General features: G+C 48.2%; 18 protein-coding genes and 2 rRNA genes. 11 read left to right on the top strand and 9 right to left on the bottom strand.

Translation table 11 applies throughout. The features are described from left to right. Both J7439_RS17495 and rrf read left to right on the top strand, forming a co-directional pair. Positions 1-109, top strand: a 23S ribosomal RNA gene (locus J7439_RS17495); the annotation flags it as partial. Positions 110-241: 132 nt separating this feature from the next. Further along, positions 242-357, top strand: a 5S ribosomal RNA gene (gene rrf, locus J7439_RS17490). A gap of 133 nt (positions 358-490) precedes the next feature. Here rrf and J7439_RS17485 read toward each other — a convergent pair. Further along, entirely contained in the window at positions 491-961 is a 471-nt protein-coding gene (locus J7439_RS17485) for a hypothetical protein (protein ID WP_209203242.1), read from the bottom strand. Positions 962-1,279: 318 nt separating this feature from the next. Here J7439_RS17485 and J7439_RS17480 point away from each other — a divergent pair, with 318 nt between their 5' ends. Further along, the gene (locus J7439_RS17480) at positions 1,280-1,819 is read left to right on the top strand and encodes a chorismate mutase (RefSeq protein WP_209203241.1); all 540 of its coding nucleotides are present in this window, start codon (positions 1,280-1,282) and stop codon (positions 1,817-1,819) included. Here the strand turns inward: J7439_RS17480 and J7439_RS17475 are convergent. Both J7439_RS17475 and J7439_RS17470 read right to left on the bottom strand, forming a co-directional pair. Then, positions 1,816-2,217, bottom strand: coding sequence for a PPC domain-containing DNA-binding protein (locus J7439_RS17475; RefSeq protein WP_209203240.1), 402 nt, complete (start codon positions 2,215-2,217; stop codon positions 1,816-1,818). The genes J7439_RS17480 and J7439_RS17475 overlap by 4 nt on opposite strands. 95 nt (positions 2,218-2,312) lie before the next feature. Continuing rightward, the gene (locus tag J7439_RS17470; protein ID WP_209203239.1) at positions 2,313-2,972 is read right to left on the bottom strand and encodes a 7-cyano-7-deazaguanine/7-aminomethyl-7-deazaguanine transporter; all 660 of its coding nucleotides are present in this window, start codon (positions 2,970-2,972) and stop codon (positions 2,313-2,315) included. Positions 2,973-3,345: 373 nt separating this feature from the next. Between J7439_RS17470 and J7439_RS17465 the strand changes: the two genes are divergently transcribed. Next, entirely contained in the window at positions 3,346-5,637 is a 2,292-nt protein-coding gene (locus J7439_RS17465) for a penicillin acylase family protein (RefSeq protein ID WP_209203238.1), read from the top strand. Between the two features lie 170 nt (positions 5,638-5,807). Here J7439_RS17465 and ispG read toward each other — a convergent pair whose 3' ends face one another. Both ispG and J7439_RS17455 read right to left on the bottom strand, forming a co-directional pair. Then, entirely contained in the window at positions 5,808-7,043 is a 1,236-nt protein-coding gene (gene ispG / locus J7439_RS17460; protein ID WP_209203237.1) for a flavodoxin-dependent (E)-4-hydroxy-3-methylbut-2-enyl-diphosphate synthase, read from the bottom strand. 89 nt (positions 7,044-7,132) lie between these two features. Continuing rightward, entirely contained in the window at positions 7,133-9,085 is a 1,953-nt protein-coding gene (locus tag J7439_RS17455; protein ID WP_209203236.1) for a transglycosylase SLT domain-containing protein, read from the bottom strand. Between the two features lie 382 nt (positions 9,086-9,467). Between J7439_RS17455 and J7439_RS17450 the strand changes: the two genes are divergently transcribed. Together J7439_RS17450 and J7439_RS17445 are read left to right on the top strand one after the other, a co-directional pair. Further along, the gene (locus J7439_RS17450; RefSeq protein WP_209203235.1) at positions 9,468-9,650 is read left to right on the top strand and encodes a type II toxin-antitoxin system RelB/DinJ family antitoxin; all 183 of its coding nucleotides are present in this window, start codon (positions 9,468-9,470) and stop codon (positions 9,648-9,650) included. Positions 9,651-9,750: 100 nt separating this feature from the next. Further along, the gene (locus J7439_RS17445) at positions 9,751-10,065 is read left to right on the top strand and encodes a Rieske (2Fe-2S) protein (protein WP_209203234.1); all 315 of its coding nucleotides are present in this window, start codon (positions 9,751-9,753) and stop codon (positions 10,063-10,065) included. Between the two features lie 148 nt (positions 10,066-10,213). Here the strand turns inward: J7439_RS17445 and J7439_RS17440 are convergent, their stop codons facing one another. Further along, positions 10,214-10,690, bottom strand: coding sequence for a hypothetical protein (locus tag J7439_RS17440; protein WP_209203233.1), 477 nt, complete (start codon positions 10,688-10,690; stop codon positions 10,214-10,216). Between the two features lie 136 nt (positions 10,691-10,826). Here J7439_RS17440 and J7439_RS17435 point away from each other — a divergent pair, with 136 nt between their 5' ends. Both J7439_RS17435 and J7439_RS17430 read left to right on the top strand, forming a co-directional pair. After that, entirely contained in the window at positions 10,827-11,753 is a 927-nt protein-coding gene (locus J7439_RS17435; protein ID WP_209203232.1) for an SIS domain-containing protein, read from the top strand. Next, positions 11,746-12,198 carry an Lrp/AsnC family transcriptional regulator gene (locus J7439_RS17430; RefSeq protein ID WP_209203231.1) on the top strand — a complete coding sequence of 151 codons (453 nt, stop codon included), beginning with the start codon at positions 11,746-11,748 and terminating at the stop codon, positions 12,196-12,198. The genes J7439_RS17435 and J7439_RS17430 overlap by 8 nt, the downstream gene beginning before the upstream one ends. Before the next feature lie 41 nt (positions 12,199-12,239). Here the strand turns inward: J7439_RS17430 and J7439_RS17425 are convergent, their stop codons facing one another. Both J7439_RS17425 and J7439_RS17420 read right to left on the bottom strand, forming a co-directional pair. Then, complete coding sequence (locus tag J7439_RS17425; protein WP_209203230.1) at positions 12,240-12,632, bottom strand: hypothetical protein; 393 nt, start codon at positions 12,630-12,632, stop codon at positions 12,240-12,242. 243 nt (positions 12,633-12,875) lie between these two features. Then, on the bottom strand, positions 12,876-13,310 hold the full coding sequence (locus J7439_RS17420) for a hypothetical protein (protein WP_209203229.1): 435 nt from the start codon (positions 13,308-13,310) through the stop codon (positions 12,876-12,878). A 299-nt stretch (positions 13,311-13,609) separates the two neighbouring features. On the opposite strand from J7439_RS17420, the gene J7439_RS17415 reads away from it, so the two are divergent. Next, positions 13,610-15,754 (top strand): hypothetical protein, encoded by a 2,145-nt coding sequence (locus tag J7439_RS17415; protein ID WP_209203228.1) that lies wholly within the window; start codon positions 13,610-13,612, stop codon positions 15,752-15,754. A 64-nt stretch (positions 15,755-15,818) separates the two neighbouring features. Here J7439_RS17415 and J7439_RS17410 read toward each other — a convergent pair whose 3' ends face one another. Further along, complete coding sequence (locus J7439_RS17410) at positions 15,819-18,584, bottom strand: hypothetical protein (RefSeq protein WP_209203227.1); 2,766 nt, start codon at positions 18,582-18,584, stop codon at positions 15,819-15,821. Positions 18,585-18,746: 162 nt separating this feature from the next. On the opposite strand from J7439_RS17410, the gene J7439_RS17405 reads away from it, so the two are divergent. Then, positions 18,747-20,195: a YcjX family protein gene (locus J7439_RS17405; protein WP_209203226.1), complete on the top strand. Its 1,449-nt coding sequence runs from the start codon at positions 18,747-18,749 to the stop codon at positions 20,193-20,195. Then, the gene (locus tag J7439_RS17400; protein ID WP_209203225.1) at positions 20,192-21,196 is read left to right on the top strand and encodes a YcjF family protein; all 1,005 of its coding nucleotides are present in this window, start codon (positions 20,192-20,194) and stop codon (positions 21,194-21,196) included. Before J7439_RS17405 ends, J7439_RS17400 begins: the two co-directional genes overlap by 4 nt. The last annotated feature ends 93 nt before the right edge of the window (positions 21,197-21,289 follow it).

Below are 21,289 nucleotides of genomic sequence, written 5' to 3'. Positions count from 1 at the left end.
CTAGAGGTCCCTGAAGAGCCGTTAAAGACTATGACGTTGATAGGTTGGGTGTGTAAGTGCTGTGAGGCATTGAGCTAACCAATACTAATGACTCGTGCGGCTTGACCATATAACGCCAAAGCGATTTAAAAGACAGTTGACAGTGGTCAGTTGTAGCCATACGCAAGAGTGTACAGCAAGAAAGCTTGATGATTGGATTCCAGGGCACGGACAGCTTAAAGCTTCCGGCTCAAAAGTTTCGCCTGGCGACCATAGAAGGTTAGAACCACCTGATCCCATCCCGAACTCAGCAGTGAAATGACCGATCGCCGATGGTAGTGTGGGGTCTCCCCATGTGAGAGTAGGTCATCGCCAGGCACCATTTTTACCTTGAGTCCGCTCAAGGCTGCAAACCCCGATAGAGCAATCTGTCGGGGTTTTTGCTTTGTGGAGAAAGATTGTTACGGTTGGATCAACAGCTTCACGTGCCTGAATAAGGCTACCAAAGTTGCTATCGGTATGGGGCCAGCCTGTCCAGCATTCGATCAACGGCTTCAAGTGCTCTCACGAGGCGACCGAAGTGGCCACCGGTATTACCATCTGCCCAGCATTCCTTGCCCTCATCCTGGCAGGATGGAATGTAGTCCTGGCACATGACGCTGGGCGTTGTATGAAAAGGGGTGATATCCATATCTAAATACCCCTCGGGATGAAAAATGCGTCCTTTGTATATTCCCTTCATAGCCACAAAACCTTGGAGGTGCTTATCTCCTGTTACAAGGTCTGGTGGAATATCGTCATGTGAATAACAGGCAATAAAACCATTGACGTCATGTTCATATACCTGGATTACTGGCATCCCGCCCCTGCCGATTCGTCTTGCTTTACCTGTTTTCCATGGTTGAACCGTCTCAGCAAAGCTGAAAAAACTAATGCAGAGTAGTGTTGCAATGAATACTTGCAGGTGCGTTTTTATTGGCATGGGTGTGATCCTCAGTAGGTTTTCAGAGAGTTTGATGCGAGGACAGTACCTTTTGTTCCCTGCAATGGTGATAACAGATCGGTCAGTGGTGCTAACATAATCATTTCGTTTTTTTGGGGGGCATAGTTATTTCTCCTCAGAAGCAGAAATTTTTATCCTCAATGTCTCGCAATCCTCGCTACGGGGTCGCCTGGGACGCTTAAGTCCAACAGGCTCCTGGCAGATATTTATAGGTATTGGGTAAAATATGAACTGGGCGTCACTGGCTGAATCAATGGAATGAAACTGGTTCTAAGCTCTGAGGATTGTTGGGGAAGTATGAAGCTTTTCGTAACCGGGTTGCTCTGTTTGACGCTCTCCACCTTGGCGGTTGCAGATACAATGTCGAATGGAATCTTTCAGTTAATCAACCAGCGGTTGAACTATATGCAGGATGTTGCCTTATTCAAAGCCAGGAACCGCAGTGCGGTCGAAGACCTGGCCAGAGAACAGCAGGTGCTTGAGAAGGCACTGGTCGATGCTCAGCAGGCAGGTTTGCAACCGGACTCTATTGCTGATTTCTTCCAGGCACAGATGGATGCTGCCAAGGCGATTCAATATCGCTATATGGCTGACTGGTTATCTACACATCCTGAAAATAGTGAGTATCGGGATTTAGCTTCTGAGGTCAGGCCAAAGATTTTGGCGCTTGGTGATGAAATTGTGGTGAGAATCAGCGAATACCTGAAAGGTGGAGGGGCTTTTGACAATAAACAGCAGAAAGACTTTGTCAGAACAGTAAATACCAGGCATCTATCGGAAAACGATAAAAAGAAAATGTTTGAAAGCCTTCAGATGATACGTCTAATCAAAAACTAGTGCTTATCAATAACAAGTTCCGTGTAGCCTGTGGATGAATCAAAAGCCCTTGAGAAGCTCAGCTGTGGATAACTGTGAATAATCATCTCAGCAGTACTGTCAACGATATTTCCTTCTAGCAGGTGCCCTCCAAAAACATGCCCTTTAGCATCAGCCACAGCCATGTGGATATGCTGATGATCCGGTGTCAGTGTTCCCATTATAGAGACGATTTCAAACGAACCTTCGGCCGCTAACGTAGTTTCTGCGCCAGCAAGACGAAGGTTTATTCTGGACAGACTGCCAACACAGGATACCAGTGAACCTGCAGAAATCCGGTGCTTGTTAACCAGTTCCTGTACGGCTGTTTTCAGGTCAGCGCCCTGAGTAAGGCGATTAGCTATTACGGAAATGCTCATTGATTTATTATATCCCCCGATCTCTCAATCAACTTATCCTTTTCAGGATTTATGTAAAGCCCCGTTAAACGGGGCTTTGCTTTATACACAGGCTTTTATGCAGCCTGTTGAGAGTTCATTTGGATGGGTACATTCAACCTGTTCACCAGGAAGTTTAGCAACACCCCATACATAGGCAGGAAGAACAGCATGCTGATGGCCAGCTTGTAGCCGTAGTCCACCAGGGCAATTTCCATCCAGTGTGCCGCCATGAAGGGGTCTGATGAACCGGCAAAGGCCAGACTGAAGAAGCTGAGGGTATCAATCAGGTTGCCAGCAATGGTTGAACAGGCCGGTGCCACCCACCACAGGGCATTTTGGCGCAAACGGTTGAAAACGGTGATGTCCAGGATCTGTCCAACCAGGTATGCCGCAAAGCTGGCAACGGCAATTCTGGCAACAAAGGTATTAAAGCTGGCCAGGCTTGCCAATCCCTGAAAGGTTCCATCCACGAACATGACTGACACCAGGTAGGAGATCAGCAGGGCCGGGAACATGGCGGTAAATATGATCTTCCGGGCCCGCTCAGACCCGTAGATTCTTACGGTCAGGTCTGTGGCCAGGAAAATAAAAGGAAAGGTGAATGCTCCCCAGGTGGTGTGCATACCAAAGAATTGAAACGGTATTTGTACCAGATAGTTACTGGCAGTGATGGTCACGATATGAAATATCGATAATAAAAGCAGAATGTTCAGGCCGCGATTGCTGGTTTGCATGGCAAGTCCTTTTTAGTTGAGGTGAGGGAACTCAGGCGCAGTACCAATTATTAGTACGTTAGAACCATTAAAAATGAGCAGTATTCTATCGGGATTTACAACGTTGGACCAAGTGATAATTTTTGTATGATGCTATTTTGATCAGGGCTGACGATGTATCTGGAGCATCTGTATGTGACCAGCGTCTCTCAGGTATGGTTTTAGGATTCCATGGGCAGCCAGGTAAAACTGTGCTATTTTGCCAGCCTCATATAATAACAATAATGGAGTAGTATCGATGCTGATCTGGTTAAGGAGAGGCTTCTTTCTCCTTGTATCAATATCTCTGTTGATCATTCTTACGGCGTTTGTTCTTCTTCGCCAAAGTCTCCCCATGTTGGAGGGGGAAGTGAAGGCTCCCTTCCTGAATGCTTCGGTAACGATTGAGCGGGATGCTCAGGGTATTCCCCTGATATCCGGCAGTGATCGTACGGATGTTGCCTTTGCTACTGGTTATCTCCATGCCCAGGAACGATTTTTTCAGATGGATTTGAATCGACGCAACTCTGCGGGTGAACTGTCTGAACTGGTGGGTGAACTGGCGCTGGATCACGATAAACGTCAGAGAAAACATCGTTTCCGCAAGGTTGCTCAGCAGGCGGTTGAGATTATGAGCGCTGAGCATCAGGCTCTTTTGAATGCCTATACCGATGGTGTCAATCATGGTCTGAAAGATCTTGGACAGAAGCCTTTTGAATATCTTTTGCTGGGTGTGGAGCCTGAGCCCTGGAAAAACGAAGACTCTTTTCTGTCGATCTTCAGCATGTATATGGATCTCAATGATGATGAAGTAAAACTGGATAACCTGAAAGGCTTCCTCAGTCGTGTAACCGTACCTGCTGTTATCGATTTTCTTTCACCACTGAAAACCCGCTGGGACTCACCAATGCAACCTGGTGAGTTGCCGGATGTGCCAACCCCGGGGGCAGAGCTGGTTGACCTTCGCAGTAAAGAGGCAGAGCTCTATGCCAATCTGGGTGGAACGACGCTGGAAGACAGTCTTATTGGCAGTAACAACTGGGCGGTATCCGGAGAGTTAACGGACCATGGTGGAGCCATCATTCAGGATGATATGCACTTGAGCCATTGGGTGCCCACCATCTGGTATCGGGTTTCTTTGAGTTATCCACACCCGGACCAGCCAGAGGACAGGGTCAGTATTACCGGAGTCACATTACCGGGCACACCGTTTATTGTGGTTGGCAGCAATACCCATATCGCCTGGGGCTTTACCAATACTGCTGGTGACTGGGTTGATCTGGTGGAGCTTGATATTGATGATGGCCAGTACATGACCAATGATGGCCCGAAATCCCTTGAACGCTGGACTGAAACCATCAATATCAAAGATCAGGAACCGGTTGTCGTTGAATATTCAGGCACCCATTGGGGGCCGGTGGTTGATTCGGCCTACGACGATACGCAATATGCCCTGCGCTGGACTGCCCATCGTCCGGAGGCGACCAATGTCAATTTGGTGAGCCTGGAAGTTGCCCGCAATGTAGAACAGGGAATGGCCATTGCCAACCGCAGCGGAATTCCACCCCAGAACTTTACGGTGGGTGACCGTGAAGGGAATATTGGCTGGACCGTTGCCGGACAGATTCCAAACCGTTCAGGTATCGATTCCACTTACCCACTGCCCTGGCAGCAGGCTGATGATAACTGGGATGGCTGGCTTCCGGATGTGCATTATCCCCGCGTATATAACCCTGCGGATCAACGGGTCTGGACTGCCAATGCCCGTATCGTAAGCGGAGCAGACTACGACAAGATGGGCAACGGGGGTTATGCCCTCGGACCTCGACAGATACAGATTCGTGATGCGCTGATGGCACTTGAGCGTGCTGATGAACAGGCGTTGCTGGAGATTGCCCTGGATCATCGTGCTCTCTATATGGATAACTGGCGGCGGCTGTTGCTGGATACACTCACTGAAGACGTGGTGGCAGGGAACCTTTCCCGGCAGACGTTTTATCGTTATGTGAACAACTGGTCTGGCAAGGCTGCCACTGACGACGTTGGTTACCGTTTGGTACGTGAGTATAAAGATGCTCTTAAACTGAAGATCATGTCATCACTGGGGCGCTACTTTCTGTCCCTCTCTCCAGAAGCCAAAGAGGATGTAGAAGATGGCTTTATGCAGAAGTTAAACCATGAAAGCGAGATGATATGGCGTCTTCTGGAAGAACGCCCGCTACATTGGCTGAGTCCTCAGTACGAAAATTGGGATGAGTTGCTGATCGAAACCGTGGATCAGGTAGTGAGTGATCTCGGTGGCGAAGATCAGCTGGGCAATGCCACCTGGGGACAGAGAAATACCGCTGATATCCGCCACCCATTGAGTGATGCCATTCCTGTTTTTGGCAAACTGCTGGAGATGCCCGCCGTACCTCTCTCTGGTGATGTCTGGATGCCCAGGGCCCAGCGTGCCGATCAGGGGGTATCTGAGCGGTTGGTGGTGTCTCCCGGGCGTGAAGATGAAGCAATATTTCATATGCCGGGTGGTCAGAGTGGTCACCCGCTCTCTCCTTTCTTTAGCGCAGGTTATATGGACTGGGTGGAAGGGAAGGCCAGTCCGTTCTTACCGGGTGATGCAAAATATACCCTGACTCTGACGCCTTAAATCCCCTGAAGCTTGTCCTGATAACGGTCTTTCCGATGAAGTGAAAGACCTATCAGGGCAAAGCTGGCGATTCAGTTTTGAAATTAGATGGATGTCAATTTTGCTGAGGGAAAAATGAAGAGGGTAGCACCGCCACAGTGTAGCGGTGCTGATTTATCAGTCTGTAATCATCAGTTGCTGGCGATCACCTGCTCCCGGGGAGCATAGGTTTTCTGAACATACTCTTCGATCAGTTTCTTATAGTCTTCAGCGATATTCTCGCCTTTCAATGTGGTGAACTTCTCACCATCAACAAATACCGGGGCAGAAGGTGCCTCACCGGTACCGGGCAGACTGATACCGATGTTGGCATGCTTGCTTTCCCCCGGACCATTAACCACACAGCCCATCACGGCAACTTTCATATTCTCCACACCAACATACTGGTGGCGCCAGTTCACCATTTTACTGCGCAGGAAGCCATCCACTTCATCGGTCAGAACCCGGAAGAAGGTGCTGGTGGTACGACCACAGCCAGGACAGGCAGTCACTTCCGGAGCAAAACTGCGAACGTCCAGGGCCTGAAGGATCTGCTGGGAGACAATCACCTCTTTATCGCGGGAGGCACCGGGCTCTGGCGTCAGGGAGGTGCGGATAGTGTTGCCAATACCATGCTGCAGGAGAATGCCCATGGCGACACTGGATGCCACGATACCCTTGCTGCCCATACCGGCTTCGGTCAATCCAAGGTGCAGGGCGTATTCACACCGATCGGCCAGCATCTGGTAGACGCTGATCAGATCCTGTACCCGGGAGACCTTACAGGAGATAACGATTTTGTTGGCTCCAAGGCCACGCTTAACAGCAGCATCGGCACTGGTCAGAGAAGAAAGTACCAATGCTTCATGGAGGATTTCCTGGGAAGACTTTGGGTTGGCGGATCGGGCATTTTCATCCATCAGCTGGGTAGAGAGCTCTTTGTCGAGGCTACCCCAGTTAACTCCGATGCGCACCGGCTTATCGTATTTGATGGCAACATCAATCATGGCATTAAAGCGGTCATCCTTCTTATCGCCAAATCCGACATTACCAGGGTTAATTCTGTACTTGTGCAGCAGCCTGGCGGTTTCATCGTACTTGGTCAGCAGGAGGTGACCGTTGTAATGGAAGTCCCCGACAATGGGTACATTGCAATTGTGCCGAGCCAGACCATCATAGATTGCCGGAATAGCGGCCGCAGCTTCCTCTGAATTCACCGTTACGCGAACGATTTCAGAGCCTGCATCCGCCAGCAGGCGAATCTGGTCAATGGTTTTCTGGACATCCGCAGTATCGGTGTCCGTCATTGACTGAACCACAATGGGAGCATCACCGCCAATGGTGACGTGTCCAACCTGAACAGCATGGGTTTTATGACGCCTGTCCATAAACGTTGTTCTCCAAGTAATAAAAATTAGAAATAATCAGTGTATCAGAACCTGAAGACTTTTCCTGAGCGGAAAACCGAAGCATCCTGTCATGGTTGCCCATGCTCTCTCTGGGCAATGACCTTGGACTCCTGCAGGTTAAGACTGAGGGAGGCCATCTCCTGAGATGAGAGCATACGTGCAGGCTGGTCTTCCAGCAGACTGTAAATCACGCGATAAGCCATGACATTCTGGACGTACTTACGAGTTTCATCGTAGGGAATGGTCTCAATCCAGATATCCAGTGGCAGATGCCCTCTCTGCTTCTGCCAGCGTTTCACCGGAGTACTCCCGGCGTTGTATGCCGCTGTTGCCAGAATTCGGCTGTCTTCAAATCGTTTGGACAACCAGGCAAGGTGGGTAGTTCCAAGTGCGATGTTAATTTCTGGTTTAAACAGTTCTGACTTCTTTCTATACGGTATTCCGGCCTGTTTCGCCGCCTGCTTTGCGGTTGTCGGCATCAACTGCATTAACCCCATGGCACCAGCACTGGAGCGCGCCATGGGATGGAAAGCACTTTCCTGACGGGCAATGGCCAGAACCCAGGGATAATCCAGCTTACGTTTTTCTGCCTGCGCACTGAAAATATCAGCGTCCGGTGTCGGGAAGCGGAGGCTAAGGTCGTCCCAGAGTGTTGCCCGGGCAGCCGCCATAATCGCCTGATGGTGCCATTCCCATTGATGGGCGAGATAGGGAATTAACTGTTGCTGGGTTTTATCCAGGCTTGGGGTTATCCGGTTCAGCTCCATCTGGGCGTTATAAAAGCGCTTATGGTGCAGCCACTCACGAATACGTTTAAAACCCGGGTAATATTGCTTGAGCTTGTGCAGATCCTGCTGGTGAATGGCTTTTTGCTGGTGGTTCAGTTGAAAGGGTTGTCCTTTCAGGTCTGCCACCAGAAAAGCGTAAAAGTTCCGCTCCTGGCCCAGCGCGCTCAGTGTCGGTGTTTGCAGCAACGCGGGTTTGCTCGGCAGAGCCATCCCGACCAGCTGATAGCTTGCCTCCTGAAACTTGAGCAGGGCGACTTCGTTCCAATAGCGCCAGCGGCTGCTGTTTCTGATAGTCGCGGGCAGATGTTCTAACAGTATCAGGACTCTTTCCCAGTCCTGATCAGCCAGTGCCAGCCTGATTCGCCACTCGGTGACCTTTTGATAATGGAAATCGGGGTCAATGCTGGCAATAATTTCTTCGGCGTTGTCCACAAAGTTCTTGGCCGCTTTCATCGCGATTCGCTGGTCGACAGCGGATCGCTGTTTCGGGGAAAAAGGATAGTGGTTGCGCATTGGCAACCAGGTGCTGACGGCAAGGTCCAGATCTTTGGCAATCAGTTTCTTGATGCCATGAAGCATAATGATCCGCTGATGTTCCAGGTCACCATTAAAGCGGGCGGTATGAAGCAGTTCGGGATGTTTGTTGACCTCCCAGAACAGCTCTGTTGATACCTTGAAAGACGTATCTTTAATTGACTTATTCAGGTAGCGGGCAAGGGACAGGTTGTTTTGCTCTGCAGCCATCCAGAAGCGGGCAATAATCAGGCTTTGGGTGAGTTCGCCAGAGGCTTTCCAGCTTTCGAATAACGGATCGCAGGCCTTGTGTTGTGACTTGTCTTTCAGCCAGAGACTTTTTGCCTCCAGCCAGGCCTGTTCGGTCTGTCCCAGTGCTTGCAGGGCTATGCCTTTCAGGCACTGATAGCGGCCGCCATCATCCTGCTGATAGGCAGCAAGATAGGATTGCCAGCGCTGGTTACTGGCCAGATGCCGCAGCCATTTGTACTGGAGCTGGCTGGTTTGCGGTAAATCGGGGTATTGGCTGGCAAACTGGTCAATATCGCTCTGGTTGATACGTTCGAGATCGTTGGTGAGGCTGAGGTACTCAAGGTAGGGAGCCAGAGGGTAATCACTGAGTTCAGATCGATAACTCTCGTAAAGTTTATGGTCCCCTGTCTTCAGTGCTTTTTCAACGCGCTTGAACAGCATCTGCTGCCGTTCTAACTCGTTAGCCAAGCTGTATGTGGGGAGCAGAAGTGATGTGGCCAATGAAAAAAGGAGTAAGCAATGAGATAATTTGTTCAACATAACGAAAGCTTCAATCTCTATGATCCCTGTTAGTGACTGCGTAAAACGTCCTGTTTTACTTTTGGTGTGATAAAAGCACTGGCCGTGAGTCACTTACCCTGCGAAAGCATTGACGGAAGTTTGGTGAACGTCTCATGGCAACTCTTTATACATTGTTATATTTTGTCAGCTTAGAACAGTCAATCGGCAGATTGATAACAGGGTGTAGCGGCTGCGCGTAAAGTAGCGCTTTCCCGCAGCATGGGATGTTTTTTATAATTTTTATTGTTTGCAGAAATATTCCAGAAAAGATGCATGAGGTGCAGTGATTATGGCAAAAGAGACTACTGTCCGGGCACGAATTGATGAGCCATTAAAGCAGGAGGCCGAAGAGATTCTGCGCCGACTCGGGCTAACCACTTCCCAGGCCATTAATATCTATTTCAGTCAGATTGTGTTGCAGCGGGGTATGCCTTTTGACGTGCGTCTGCCAGAAGAGCCCGGAAGAAAATAAGGTTGACCAGACTTGTCGTAAAGCCATGCAAACCGGTTTGGCAGGATCGGGTTCAGCCGGGCGACCATATTATTATCGTCTTTGACATCATGGTGAAGTAATGATTCGTTTGTGTTCTATCGATGAGCTTCAGGATCCCGGTAGCAAAGGCTTCCGTAATGAGCGTGGACATATCTTTGCCGTACGTAAGGGCGATCAGGTATACGTCTACGAAAATAGTTGCCCGCATTTTGGTATTAACCTTGAGTGGCAGCCGGATCAGTTTCTGGATTCTGAAAAGCGGCTGATTCAGTGTGCCACCCACGGTGCCCAGTTTCTGATTGAGACGGGGGAGTGTATAGCAGGACCTTGCCCGGGAGACCGGCTGACTGCCCTGGAGTGCGAAGTCATTGAGGGAGTTGTTTACCTGAAATAATACCCATTTAACATGCCATCTACGTTACTTGTGTCCCGTGGGTATCGTGCTGGTGATATGAACGACGGCATTACCCTGGAGTGTCTCGCAATGCCCGAAGATACAATTGGCTGGATAATGCCAGCACCCCTGGATTGAAAATCGGCAGCTACCCGAAACGAGTCCATGTCACTTTTTGCAGCTTGTACGATTTGCCAGTGACTTGCTCTTTCTTCCATTCGATCACTTCAACATTATCAAGAAAACGATCGCATATCGGGCTGGGCATTTCGCCATACGTCCAATAATCCTTAAGACATTTTTTTTTCCAAATCGATTCAATAGCCAATAGATCATGTTTGAAATCATCAGCCCAGGGTTGCAGGTAACTGTATGCGAGAACGCCAGCGTTCGTTGCCAGTGTTGCCAGTGTTCTGGTGGATATGTTTCTGCCTTCCCGGATGCATTGCACCAGACTTAAGCTGGTGCCCAGGGTGCTAGAAAGAGCCATGACAGCACGGGTTCGCCACTTTTTCAGAATAGAAGAATTAGCAACATCAGTACTGAGACTGACGGCCGCTGCCAGACCAACCCCTGCCAAACCTGTTGCCATATTGCCAATATTCATGGCGTCTCCCGTTTTCATTAATGACACCTGGTCCGACACTTAAACACAGTAAAAGGTTCCTAAGACCAAATGTTTTATGCATCAATGCTCCTGATCAATTATTTATCAAGGCCTTTGTGTCACACTGAGGGAAAATGATTAGAAGAGATGGACCATGAATTTAGACAACAACATGCTGGTTTCTGATGCCATGCGTAACAGTGTTGCCGGACAGATCGAAGCGCTCAAATCACTGGAAGCCAGAATCAATGGTAGCTTTACTGCTGCTCTGGAGTTGTTAGCCGAGTGCCGTGGACGCGCTATCCTGTTTGGTATGAAGCAGTCTGGCCTGGTGGGACAGAAAATCGCTGCAACGCTTTATGCCACAGGCTTGTCTACGCACATACTGAATGCCGCTGAAACCTGGGAAGACAATCTGAGTATGATTGGTCCCGGTGACGTTATTATCATGTTGTCGTACAGTGGCAGGACTGGGGAGTTGCTACGGCTTTATCCGGCAATTCGGCAAATGGGTAACAAAGTGATTGCCATTACCGGTGATCCGGCGGGTCCGGTTGCTGAGCAGGCGGATATCGTGCTGGATGCCAGTGTGGTTGAGAGTCGTGAAGAGCGGGAGCAGGCCCCCACGACCTATACCACGGTTCTGCTGGCTATTGGCGACCTGTTGGCTGAAACCCTGATTCGCCGACGCCTTTTCAGTTCCCCGCAAGCGCAGCAAAGTGACCAGAAAATGGTCTGGGTCCGTGATGTGATCCGCCGTGGTGACCTGGCAACAGTAACCCCGGATTGTAGTCTCACGCAGGTCATGCAGACCATGACCAACCATCGAACCAACCTGTGTCTGGTCATGGAAGGCGATTTACTGTGTGGCATTATTACTGATGGTGACTTGCGCCGTAATCTGGCGGGTGTTGAGAATCTTAAGGGTATCAATGCAAGAAATATTATGAATGGTGCACCGGTCTGCGTTCAGGAAAATATCAGTGCTGAAGAGGCCCGGCTGTTAATGAAAGAACAGGGAGTTCATACGCTGGTGGTGAAAGATCGTGACCAGAATGTGGTGGGTCTGCTGAATGGATAAAATTGACCGTGACATATTACGAGAGTTGCAGGAGGATACGACTCCCTCGTTGGCTGAACTGGCTGAAAAAGTCAGTCTGTCTCCAACACCCTGCTGGAAGCGCATTAAGCGTCTGGAGGCTGAAGGCTATATCACAAGGCGTGTCGCCCTGGTCAATCCTGACAAGGTTGGGTTAGGGGTTTCTGTTTTTGTTCATATTAAAACCCGTCATCACAACAGTGAATGGCTGGCATCTTTTAGCAAGGTGGTGGCCAGCTTTCCGGAAATTGCTGAGTGCTATCGAATGAGTGGTGAATACGACTATTTACTCAGGGTTGTCGTAAAAGATATTCAGTCGTTTGATCGCTTCTATAAGGCACTGGTCAACAGCGTGGAGGGACTGACCGATGTAACCTCCAGTTTCGCCATGGAACAGATGAAGTTCACCACTGCGCTTCCTCTGTAAAGGGAGCAATACGGCTCCCATTATTACAATCTTTGCAGAGATCAGAATCGACAGGCGTTCACAGAGACGAGTTTACCAATCTCCAGGACGGCATCGTCATAATGCAGGTTTGAATCATAAATCATATTATCCAGTTGAACACGGTAATAACCGTTGCTCTGCTTAAAGAGACGGCAGTGTGGCTGTTTCAAATCACTGGCTACATTGACTCTCAGGTTGTAATAGCCCCGACCAAAAAGTTCAACGAAGCTAATGAATCTGTTGTCACCGGGCTTGAGCTGGATGGTATACGTGGAATGGGCCACGGAATCTTCATAGCTGGGCGGTAAATCATTATGGTAAGCAGGTGCTGCAAGGTCAAAAGCCCCGGCTGACAGTACAGTAGTACAAAGTATCAGGGAAAATAGCCTGAACAGTGAGTAGGTGAGTTTCATGGAATCAGTCCTTGTAAATTATTCAATTAGTAAAAATTAAAGGGTTTTCACTAAAAATCAGACTGATAAATTGGAAAATAGTTCCTTATTGAAACATTAAGAGAGTGAATGTAGAGCCGAAATGGTTTCCCGAGCCAGTCAGATTCTTAATATCAGTAATTTAATCAATAGGTTATAGCGTCCTGCTCCCTGGCCCTGTGATGAAGGGCCGGGTCAGGATTTTTTAAGCTGTGCCCAAGGACATCAAAATGTACAGGAGTTCACCGATACGAGTTTGCCAATCAATAAAACGGCATCATCGTAGCTGAGATTGGACTGATAAATGGTGTTGTCCAGTAATACCCGATAATTATCATCGTAGTCATGCTGCCTTAACAGGCGGCAATGAGGGATTCGTTCAACTATGTCGTTATGGTAAAACGGATACCGCCTGGTTGGCTTGGTTCTATTAACCCTGTTAGTAGTAGCCACTTTGATTCTTATTGACGTATAGCCCTCACTGGAAAGACGAAAGATTTCACTCATACTGATTTCCCTGTCATCACCCGGTTTCAGGTGAATCGTATAGGTAGTTGCATCTTCATAGCTGGGCGGCATATCCAGATACTGGGCAGCAATTGAGAACTGTGAAATTGAACACAGTGACAGCGTCACTATAAATGTCAGTAAACGTTTCATGGGTAGCAGACCATTCATTAAATGTGATTGAATCAGCGGCCACCACAGCAGGGAATAGAACCCCGTATCACAGTCCAATTGACTTTTTATGCTGCAGCAGGAACGCCGTTAGAAAAGTAGACCATTTGGGGAGGGTCTGTTTATTTGTTTCGGTTGAAAGGTTTCCCAAGTTGATTGTCAGTATAACTTGCCGCCTTGTCAGGGCAGCGGGACCAGGGACAAGCTATATTCAGGAATTTTGTTAATCGGATGTAGCCGTGAATTCGTCACTGTCTGTAAATGCCCTGACCAGGCGATCGATGGGTAGGGGTGGCAAGCGACCTCCTGATTCTCCAGTTTATTCATCCATTCGAGCTAACGCTGTTCGCAACCATTTACCCGGTTGTGCTAATGAGTCGCCCAAAATAGACATTAATCAAACCCTGTTGGGTAAGAGGAAGGTTGATACTGCGGAGAGTAGCCTGTCCGAGAAGCTGGGTGCCATTCCTGTTATCCGGGTGGGGCTGGCCGAGAGTCCCGGCCAGGGAGACCATTCGGCTGCATTCAGTATCATCGAAGGGCTGGCTCACCTTGGCTTTAAAGGCAGGGTTGAGCTGGTTCTGAAATTTAATGGGGAGGATGAATGGCAGCGGATGAAGGATAAGCTCCGGTTATTCCTGCCAGAATTTAACCCCGGGAATGATGGCGTACAGACTTTGCATTATTCTGGCCTGGTGTGTGAGTGCATTCCTTTTAAACAGTTGGCGGATCATTGCACTATTAACCACAGACCTTTGGAGCAACCCCTTGGTTTCTGGGCCATGAACGGTAACCGCTCATGGTTGGTGTCAAAAGTGGCGATTGTTATCCCGCCCTTTAAATGGAGCAACACGACGCCCAGAATCGAGCGGTGCAATGGCATGCATCAGAACCTGGACCTTCCGGCGCTGGCAAACTATCAGACCGCTTATTTACTGCAAAAACCGGATATCCCGGCGCTAATGAAGGGCGACTCAAGAGCCGCCAGCCTGATAAAAATCCTGAGAGAGACGGAAGCCGGCAGAATTCATTTGCTGCCACTTTATGGTATTCACCATCATGCCCTGGAGCCTGCCCATGACGTGATTATCAGAAGATTGCTGTCAGGGGTCGTGAAAAGCCATACCTCAGAGTTGGAGAAAACGGTTGTTTTGGTATTGAGTCCACTGGCAAGCCTTGAACGGCTCCGGGTATTACAAAAATCGTTGCAGGTGCCATTTTATGATTTGCAGAACAGGGAATGGGAGAACTCTGTTCATGAACCTGTCGAGCTTCTGTATTGTGGCCCGGTACCCAAACCATTATTTGAATGGATCAGCAGTGTTGATCGCCCCCTGATTCAGGAAGGGGCTAACAGCGCTACGTTTATGAATCTGCTGGGCAAGGCTTATCTGCCTTTGCGGCCTGATGGCGATACTCCGCTGCCTGAGCTGCCTGGCTCACCCCCAGCCAAAAAGCAGTATGCTTCTGCCGTGCATAACCCTGTTGCCAGTGTTGAGCGAGCAAGAATTGAGCAGCTTGGCAGAAGCCTCACCCATGATTTGCAGGCATACAACTACTATTCTGTCGCTCTGGACCTGTGTAAAAAGCTAAGGCCATTGTTATCCCCGATAGCAACTCAGGATTTGGTGTCCGGGTTTGCAGGAATGGTTGGCGCAAATCATTTTGCTGAATCACACTTTCGTCCATGTCTCCTGGAAGCGATCACGTATAGCCGTGGGTTGTTGAGCGAAGACCTGCAGGAATGGCTGGCATGCCTCTCTCTGGCCAATAGTCTGTTACCCGGGGCGATTCCTGAAGCCCTTAAGGTAAAACTCATAGGGTGTGGCAAAGAGTTACGAAGAAACAACGTGAATTTGGAGAAGCTGATTGCTTATCGCACTTCAGGTTTAAATATGCCCGATCTCAGATCGCAACTTGCCCCCCTGTCTTTCAGACGTTTTGATGTTTTCAGGGCAACGACTGTTGAGTGTCCTGTGAGTACGGAAGATGCTGGACGTGATATAGATGTGAATGAGTTGGTTGGTGATATTTGTGATAATTTTTCACTCTTGATTCCCACTTTATTTCAGATCCTCAGGGCGGATTTTTCGGATGATGCCTTACTGGCGTCATTGTTCAGGGATGGGGACGGTCGGCAAAGTCTGTTGGATAAAATTATTGGGCAATTGTTTTATGGGAACATGACTTATGATGCAGAGATAAGATCGCTTCTTGAGCCAAAGGCAGGCAGCCCTGATGATGACCTGGCGTTGTTTTTGCGAGGTGAGTTTGGAGGGACTTTCTTCCAACAGGTGCGTGAACTGATGATGGAATCCAAAAATAATGCAATTTATTGCGGCCTGGCCAAGTTGACCGGAAAAGACTGGAATCTGATATTATCCGAAGGTGTTGCTACAAATTCAGTCAGTTCTGATCAACTTTAGATTTTGATTTAATGAAGAGCCACTGATTGCTTTTCGTAATTTTTTCATGTTCTCTTTTAACTACTTATGCATCAGCGGATACTTCATAATCGGGCTCCTGAACTTTAACTGCAGCGGGAAGTTTCAGAAACAAATTTTTGTATTCCTTATGCAAATGATTGTGGAGTTTTGAACAATGATCCATAACAGTATTGCCTTGTTTGTCTTTGATATGCATCAGCTTGAAAAATGTTTCAGGACCAAGTCTATGAATTAACAGATCACCGATTTCATCACGGGAAGCTTCACAGGAAAAGAATTTGTGTAGAGGTGTGCAGCCGTCGTTGTCTTTTAGTTTAAGTAACTCAACTAGCGGAAGACCATTTGCAATTAGTTGACATAGCTGCTCCATAATATACTTTTGTGATTTTGGAAACATACTGCCCAAAGAACGTGTTGTTTTTGGGGGAGTTACCAAAAGTACGTGTAAAGGGGTTGAGCCATCGTTTTTCAAACGACCTTGCAAAAATGAGAGTAGTTCATAGTTTTGATTCAGCCATTCAACGGTATTAACGAGTTCGTTCGGATCTATATCTGTACAGTAAAAAAAGTCAGCTTCAAACAGGATATGCAATAAATTTCCACCGGTCGCAGGATTTATTTTTTCAAGAAAGGAGCTGCCCGAATCACCCAGGGTATCAACGATAGCTTCAAGGATATTTTTACAACCAAGCAGATGTAGAGAACGCTCATCCTTTAAAGATAATAAGAATTCCTTTATTTGTTCCTCACTCATCATGCTAATCATTCCCTGGAATATCTGCTTATTCAAGAGGGCTTCCTTTTTTACGGTTTTCTTATCTCTAATGTCTCGGAATTTATCAGGAAAATTTATTTTGTGGTAAGCTATGTCAAATCGATTCAGGGCTGTGGTTAGGGGACACTTTTTTTCTTGTTGCGGTCTTGTAGCCCATTTAACAAAAGTATCTTTATTGCCTGATTCCTTCTGCAATGTAATCAGGTGAGGAAGTTTTTTCGTCAAGGTTTTTTCATTGTAGAGACTATGTTCAAGTGTATAGATAACAGATTCTGTGCATTGGGATGGAGTTTTCTGACTGAAAAAATGTTCAATATCCGCCTTTGTTTTCTTACCAATATTCAATAAAAAATATTTGCGATTATTGTCGAATAGGTCGCGTTTTAATTCTGAATCACTTATTTGTTTGAAGTAATAGTCAGCATCGTCAAAGCGTCCGGCTGCTAAGGCATGACTGTTCAATTCAGCAGCAAATGAGTTTCGCAAGGCCTCGTTAAGGGTGTTCTCGAACCTGTTTTTGATGCATTGCCACTGGTCCTCATCATCAAGCATGTGCTGCAACAGGGTTGACTGGTGTTTGGTTTTGTAAAGCAGTAGTTTAATTTGTAATTCCGGATCCGCAATCTTGTTCCAGAGAAATTCAGCAAAGCGCATATCATCCCTGTTCATGGCATCTACAATTGGAGTTTGCTCTTGTGCCCGTGTCATGTATTTATGTTTGGTACTGTCGGTTGTCTGATCCCAAATAGATCCATCACCAGCAATGATCAGATCCTGTAGGTTATCATCCATATCACGCAGCATGTACTCTATATTTTTTTCATCAGAGTCAAGATGCCACTTTTGAAAGAAGGAGTGACCTTCCAATGTGCAAATCGAAAACACCTGCAACCTGTGTAATGGATTACAGAATGCCATACAGAATTTGACAGCGTTATCAGGCTTCTCAAGTTCAAGGCACTTTTGTATCAGTGAATCACCCGTTTCCGCTTGCGCTGTAAAAAGGTCAGCTTTCTGACCATCATCCAACGTTTCAGTTAATATAAACATCAATTCATCACTAGAGTAGTGTTGGTTTGAGCAGGCCCATAGCAAAGGCGATTTATTGGATTTTCCGGTAAAAAGTAGAGCGTCAAAGCGTTCCTGACTGGTCAGGGTATTTAACAGGTATGTAATACGATCATGGTATTCTTCTTTAGTGAGCTGGAACTCTCCATAGGGCTGTATAAGATCATTGCACATGAACTGTAGTAAGCTTTGATCCATGTCGGGACTCCCCGTCAGGAGTTTTTTTATCAATTGCTTGTTTTCATGAATGACGGTCTCCAACAGATAGGCATTTTTGTTATAAAGACAGGTAAATGCAAGGGGAGAAGCAAGATCATTAATGGGTTGGGTGACCATCTCCAAAAGGGTTTGCCTATCTAATTTCTCTTCCAGCTTCCTGAATAATGGCTCATCCATAACACAGCTTACTGAATGTAATAACGTTAATTTGTCATTGAAAGATTCTAAAAGTGCATGCCGGAGTTCTTCCGAGGGTAGCCGGTCAAATAAAACCCGGTAAAAAATACTGCCTGCCTTTTGGGAGGTGCAGGCCAATTCCAGAAGTGAATCCGGATATCCACACTTCCCCCCTGATTGGGTGGGGCGGGTAACAGTGAACAGGCTTTTAATCTGAGCAGCACTGAGATTATTTAACTGGGCCTCAATGTTCAGGGTGCTTTGTTTCGCAAGGGAATGATAGATACACTCGAAATGATCACTCCATGGAAGCATTTTGCTGGGATTGTTGTTTTTAGAGTAGAAAAAAGGTGTGAAACTAGTGACTGACCTGCCATTGATTTTCTCTTCAGGGCAGCATCTGACAGCAGAGTTTAATGATTGCTGCTTGCATGGGGTCGGATCATCTGAGGCTCCTACCTTCAGTACCCTTTTTGAGCCTTTAAATGTAACCTCTGCTTCTGAATTCGTAACCTCTTCTGATCCAGTATATGAATTAACCTGGAGACATGGAACTAAGCGGGGATCCATAAAAACTTTCCCTTTGACTGTTACACAATGATTAATTAAAAAATCTGATAAAGGTAGAATATGTAATGAAATATCACTCAGCTGAATGGGCTAATCTAATGATTTATAAGCTGATTTAACAATTAGTTAGAGTTATAGACTCTTAAAATCGAGAATGGTTCAATGAAACCAATAAAGAACAAGGTGAAGCAGTCTTTGCTGATTGGACAAGATAAAGCGGTGGATTTTGCCAGGTCAGCAGCCAGTTCCCTGGAAAATGGCGTCGACCGGCTGCTTAACCGGCGAATGACACTGGGAGTGACCGGCTTCAGTGGCAGTGGCAAAACTACCCTGATCACCAGCCTTATTCATCAGTTACAGCACTATCCTGATGCCCTTCTGGCTGCCTTCCCCCCGGTTCTGCAGGATCGGTTATTGGGGGTAAAGCTGTCCGCTCTGAATGGTGTCACACTGTTTCCTTATCACCGGGGTATTGACGCTTTGTCGAGAGGGCGGTGGCCGGAAGCTACAAGGGATGAGTCTGGCTGCCTGCTGGAGATCAAGTTCCGTCATCCACCCGGGTTATTTCGCCGGGGAAAACCGGGGATCAGTCGTCTTTATCTGGAGATTCGTGACTATCCGGGGGAGTGGCTGCTGGATCTGCCGCTACTGTCTATGGATTACCGTGCCTGGTGTGGGCAATGTCACGCCCTTTTTGACAGTGCCATGCGCCGGTCTGTTGGCCAGAGTTTTATCGAAAAGCTGAAGTCCATTAATCCTCTGGAGACCATTTCCGAGCTGGAACTGCAAGTACTGTGGCAGGAACAACTGACCTTTCTCAAGGCTTGTCAGCAGGCGGGCTTGACCATGATTCAACCCGGACGCTGGCTGCATGCCGCACCTTCAGGTGAAGAGAGTAAACTGCCGTTTATCCCCCTGCTGGCCATTATTGGCTGTTCAGAAGATCAGTTGGAGAAAGCGGTGGAGGGCTCTTTATTCAAAGTGTGTGAAAGGCATTATCAGCGTTACCTGGAAACCCGGGTCAAACCCTTTTATCAAAATACCTTTCAGAAGGTGGATCGACAGCTGGTGCTGGTGGATGTGCTCAAGTCGTTGAACCGTGGCCAGGAAGCGTTTGATGATCTTCGCTTCTCGTTGACTCAGGTACTGCAAAGTTTCGATTATGGGCGCAACAGCCTGCTCAGACGATTAATTCAGCCACGAATCGACCGGGTCGTTTTTGCCGCCAGTAAAATTGATCAGGTGCTGCCTGACCAGCATGAAGCGGTGCGAGGGCTGACGGCAAACCTGGTTCAGGAGGCCAGGCGCAGAGCGGCGTTTAATGCGACGGATGTCCGCTGTGAAGCGGTTGCCGCCGTTCGCTCAACGACATATATCGATTATCAGGGACACCAGGCTTTGCAGGGGATGACGGAGCAGGGGCCGGGAGTGATACTGCACCCGGATATTCCGGAACAGATTCCGGCGCTGGATGACTGGCAGGCTCTGGGCCAATGGCAACTGCGCCGGTTGATGCCGCCCGGGGGGCAGCAGTTGGTCGCTGGTGGCCGATTACCCCATATTCGTCTGGATAGCATTCTTAATGATCTGCTGGGAGACCGGTTTTCATGACCCGACATCACGATCCATACTTTATCCCTCTGGAACCAGAGCAACCCCTGGAGACTCCGGAGTCCATCAGTGATGGTTTCCAGGATCCGGTGTTGCAGGGACCTGAGCTGGCTGCCAAACCACTGCGCTTTATCAGGTCGGCATGTTACGGGCTTCTGACCCTGCTGTTGATATTGGTGCTTTGGCAAACGGTGGAACTGGGCCTTTTTCTCTATCAACTGCATTGGTCTTTGGCCTTAGTGTTTGCCTTGCTTTTTCTGGCCCTGGCGGTCACTGTCGTTAAAGCCGTGGTGGAGTTTTTCCTGTATCAACGGGACTTTCGACAGATCACCGAACTACAGGCGCAGGCTGCACAGTTTCGAGGCCAGAGAACGACCGTATTAACCAGCCAATGGACCGGGCAGTTGAGTAAGCTCTATCAGGGTAAGCCCCAGCAGATGCTGCTGGAACAAGTGTTGTCTGAGATGCCGGATTACAGTGATGACAGCGAGCTGCTGGCTTACCTGGATAGCCATTTTTTCCAGACACTGGACCAGCGGGCACTTGCCTGTATTTCACAACATAGCCAGCAAGTCGCCTTGATGGTGGCTCTCAGCCCATTTGCCGCTGTTGATATGCTGCTGTCGGTCTGGCGCAGTATCCGGATGCTCGATGAGATCTGTCAGGTCTACGGTGTCAGGCCTTCATTGCCTGCCCGTAGCCACCTGTTAACCATGGTTCTGGAACAGATGGTGCTGGCTGGTGCTACAGAACTGCTGTCTGATCAGCTATCAGACTTTACTTCCAACCGGTTGCTTGGCGTGGTCAGCTCCCAGGCTGCCAGCGGGGTTGGCGTCGGTATCTATTCCGCCCGCATGGGGCTCAGGGCCATGGCGCTCTGTCGTCCAATTCCTTATGCTGATGGTCAGAAACCTGGTATTGGTCGTTTAGCCAGAAGTATTCTCGCTGCCATGGACGCCCGGTTTCGGACTATGGCTGATCCCGGAAAAAAAGCAGAATAGTTTTATTCCCAGCTCATTGAAGGAGCACCTGCAGCTACAGGTTGCTCCTTAATCTCTATTCCCAATGACGTCTGCATTTTCACTGAGAAACTG

This window comes from Salinisphaera sp. G21_0 (genome assembly GCF_017744115.1).
Taxonomy (GTDB): Bacteria; Pseudomonadota; Gammaproteobacteria; order Pseudomonadales; family Endozoicomonadaceae; genus Endozoicomonas.
Note: the sequence above shows the minus strand (reverse complement) of the source record. Positions and strands in the feature narration are given on the sequence as shown.

Bases quoted from the DNA above. Each gene is read 5' to 3' on its own strand.
- J7439_RS17475 (WP_209203240.1), bottom strand. From the start codon at position 2,217: ATGAGCATTTCCGTAATAGCTAATCGCCTTACTCAGGGCGCTGACCTG.
- J7439_RS17410 (WP_209203227.1), bottom strand. From the start codon at position 18,584: ATGGATCCCCGCTTAGTTCCATGTCTCCAGGTTAATTCATATACTGGA.
- J7439_RS17445 (WP_209203234.1), top strand. From the start codon at position 9,751: ATGATTCGTTTGTGTTCTATCGATGAGCTTCAGGATCCCGGTAGCAAA.
- J7439_RS17485 (WP_209203242.1), bottom strand. From the start codon at position 961: ATGCCAATAAAAACGCACCTGCAAGTATTCATTGCAACACTACTCTGC.
- J7439_RS17415 (WP_209203228.1), top strand. From the start codon at position 13,610: ATGGGTAGGGGTGGCAAGCGACCTCCTGATTCTCCAGTTTATTCATCC.
- J7439_RS17425 (WP_209203230.1), bottom strand. From the start codon at position 12,632: ATGAAACTCACCTACTCACTGTTCAGGCTATTTTCCCTGATACTTTGT.
- J7439_RS17405 (WP_209203226.1), top strand. From the start codon at position 18,747: ATGAAACCAATAAAGAACAAGGTGAAGCAGTCTTTGCTGATTGGACAA.
- J7439_RS17420 (WP_209203229.1), bottom strand. From the start codon at position 13,310: ATGAAACGTTTACTGACATTTATAGTGACGCTGTCACTGTGTTCAATT.
- J7439_RS17440 (WP_209203233.1), bottom strand. From the start codon at position 10,690: ATGAAAACGGGAGACGCCATGAATATTGGCAATATGGCAACAGGTTTG.
- J7439_RS17480 (WP_209203241.1), top strand. From the start codon at position 1,280: ATGAAGCTTTTCGTAACCGGGTTGCTCTGTTTGACGCTCTCCACCTTG.
- J7439_RS17435 (WP_209203232.1), top strand. From the start codon at position 10,827: ATGAATTTAGACAACAACATGCTGGTTTCTGATGCCATGCGTAACAGT.
- J7439_RS17470 (WP_209203239.1), bottom strand. From the start codon at position 2,972: ATGCAAACCAGCAATCGCGGCCTGAACATTCTGCTTTTATTATCGATA.
- J7439_RS17430 (WP_209203231.1), top strand. From the start codon at position 11,746: ATGGATAAAATTGACCGTGACATATTACGAGAGTTGCAGGAGGATACG.
- ispG (WP_209203237.1), bottom strand. From the start codon at position 7,043: ATGGACAGGCGTCATAAAACCCATGCTGTTCAGGTTGGACACGTCACC.
- J7439_RS17450 (WP_209203235.1), top strand. From the start codon at position 9,468: ATGGCAAAAGAGACTACTGTCCGGGCACGAATTGATGAGCCATTAAAG.
- J7439_RS17400 (WP_209203225.1), top strand. From the start codon at position 20,192: ATGACCCGACATCACGATCCATACTTTATCCCTCTGGAACCAGAGCAA.
- J7439_RS17465 (WP_209203238.1), top strand. From the start codon at position 3,346: ATGTTGGAGGGGGAAGTGAAGGCTCCCTTCCTGAATGCTTCGGTAACG.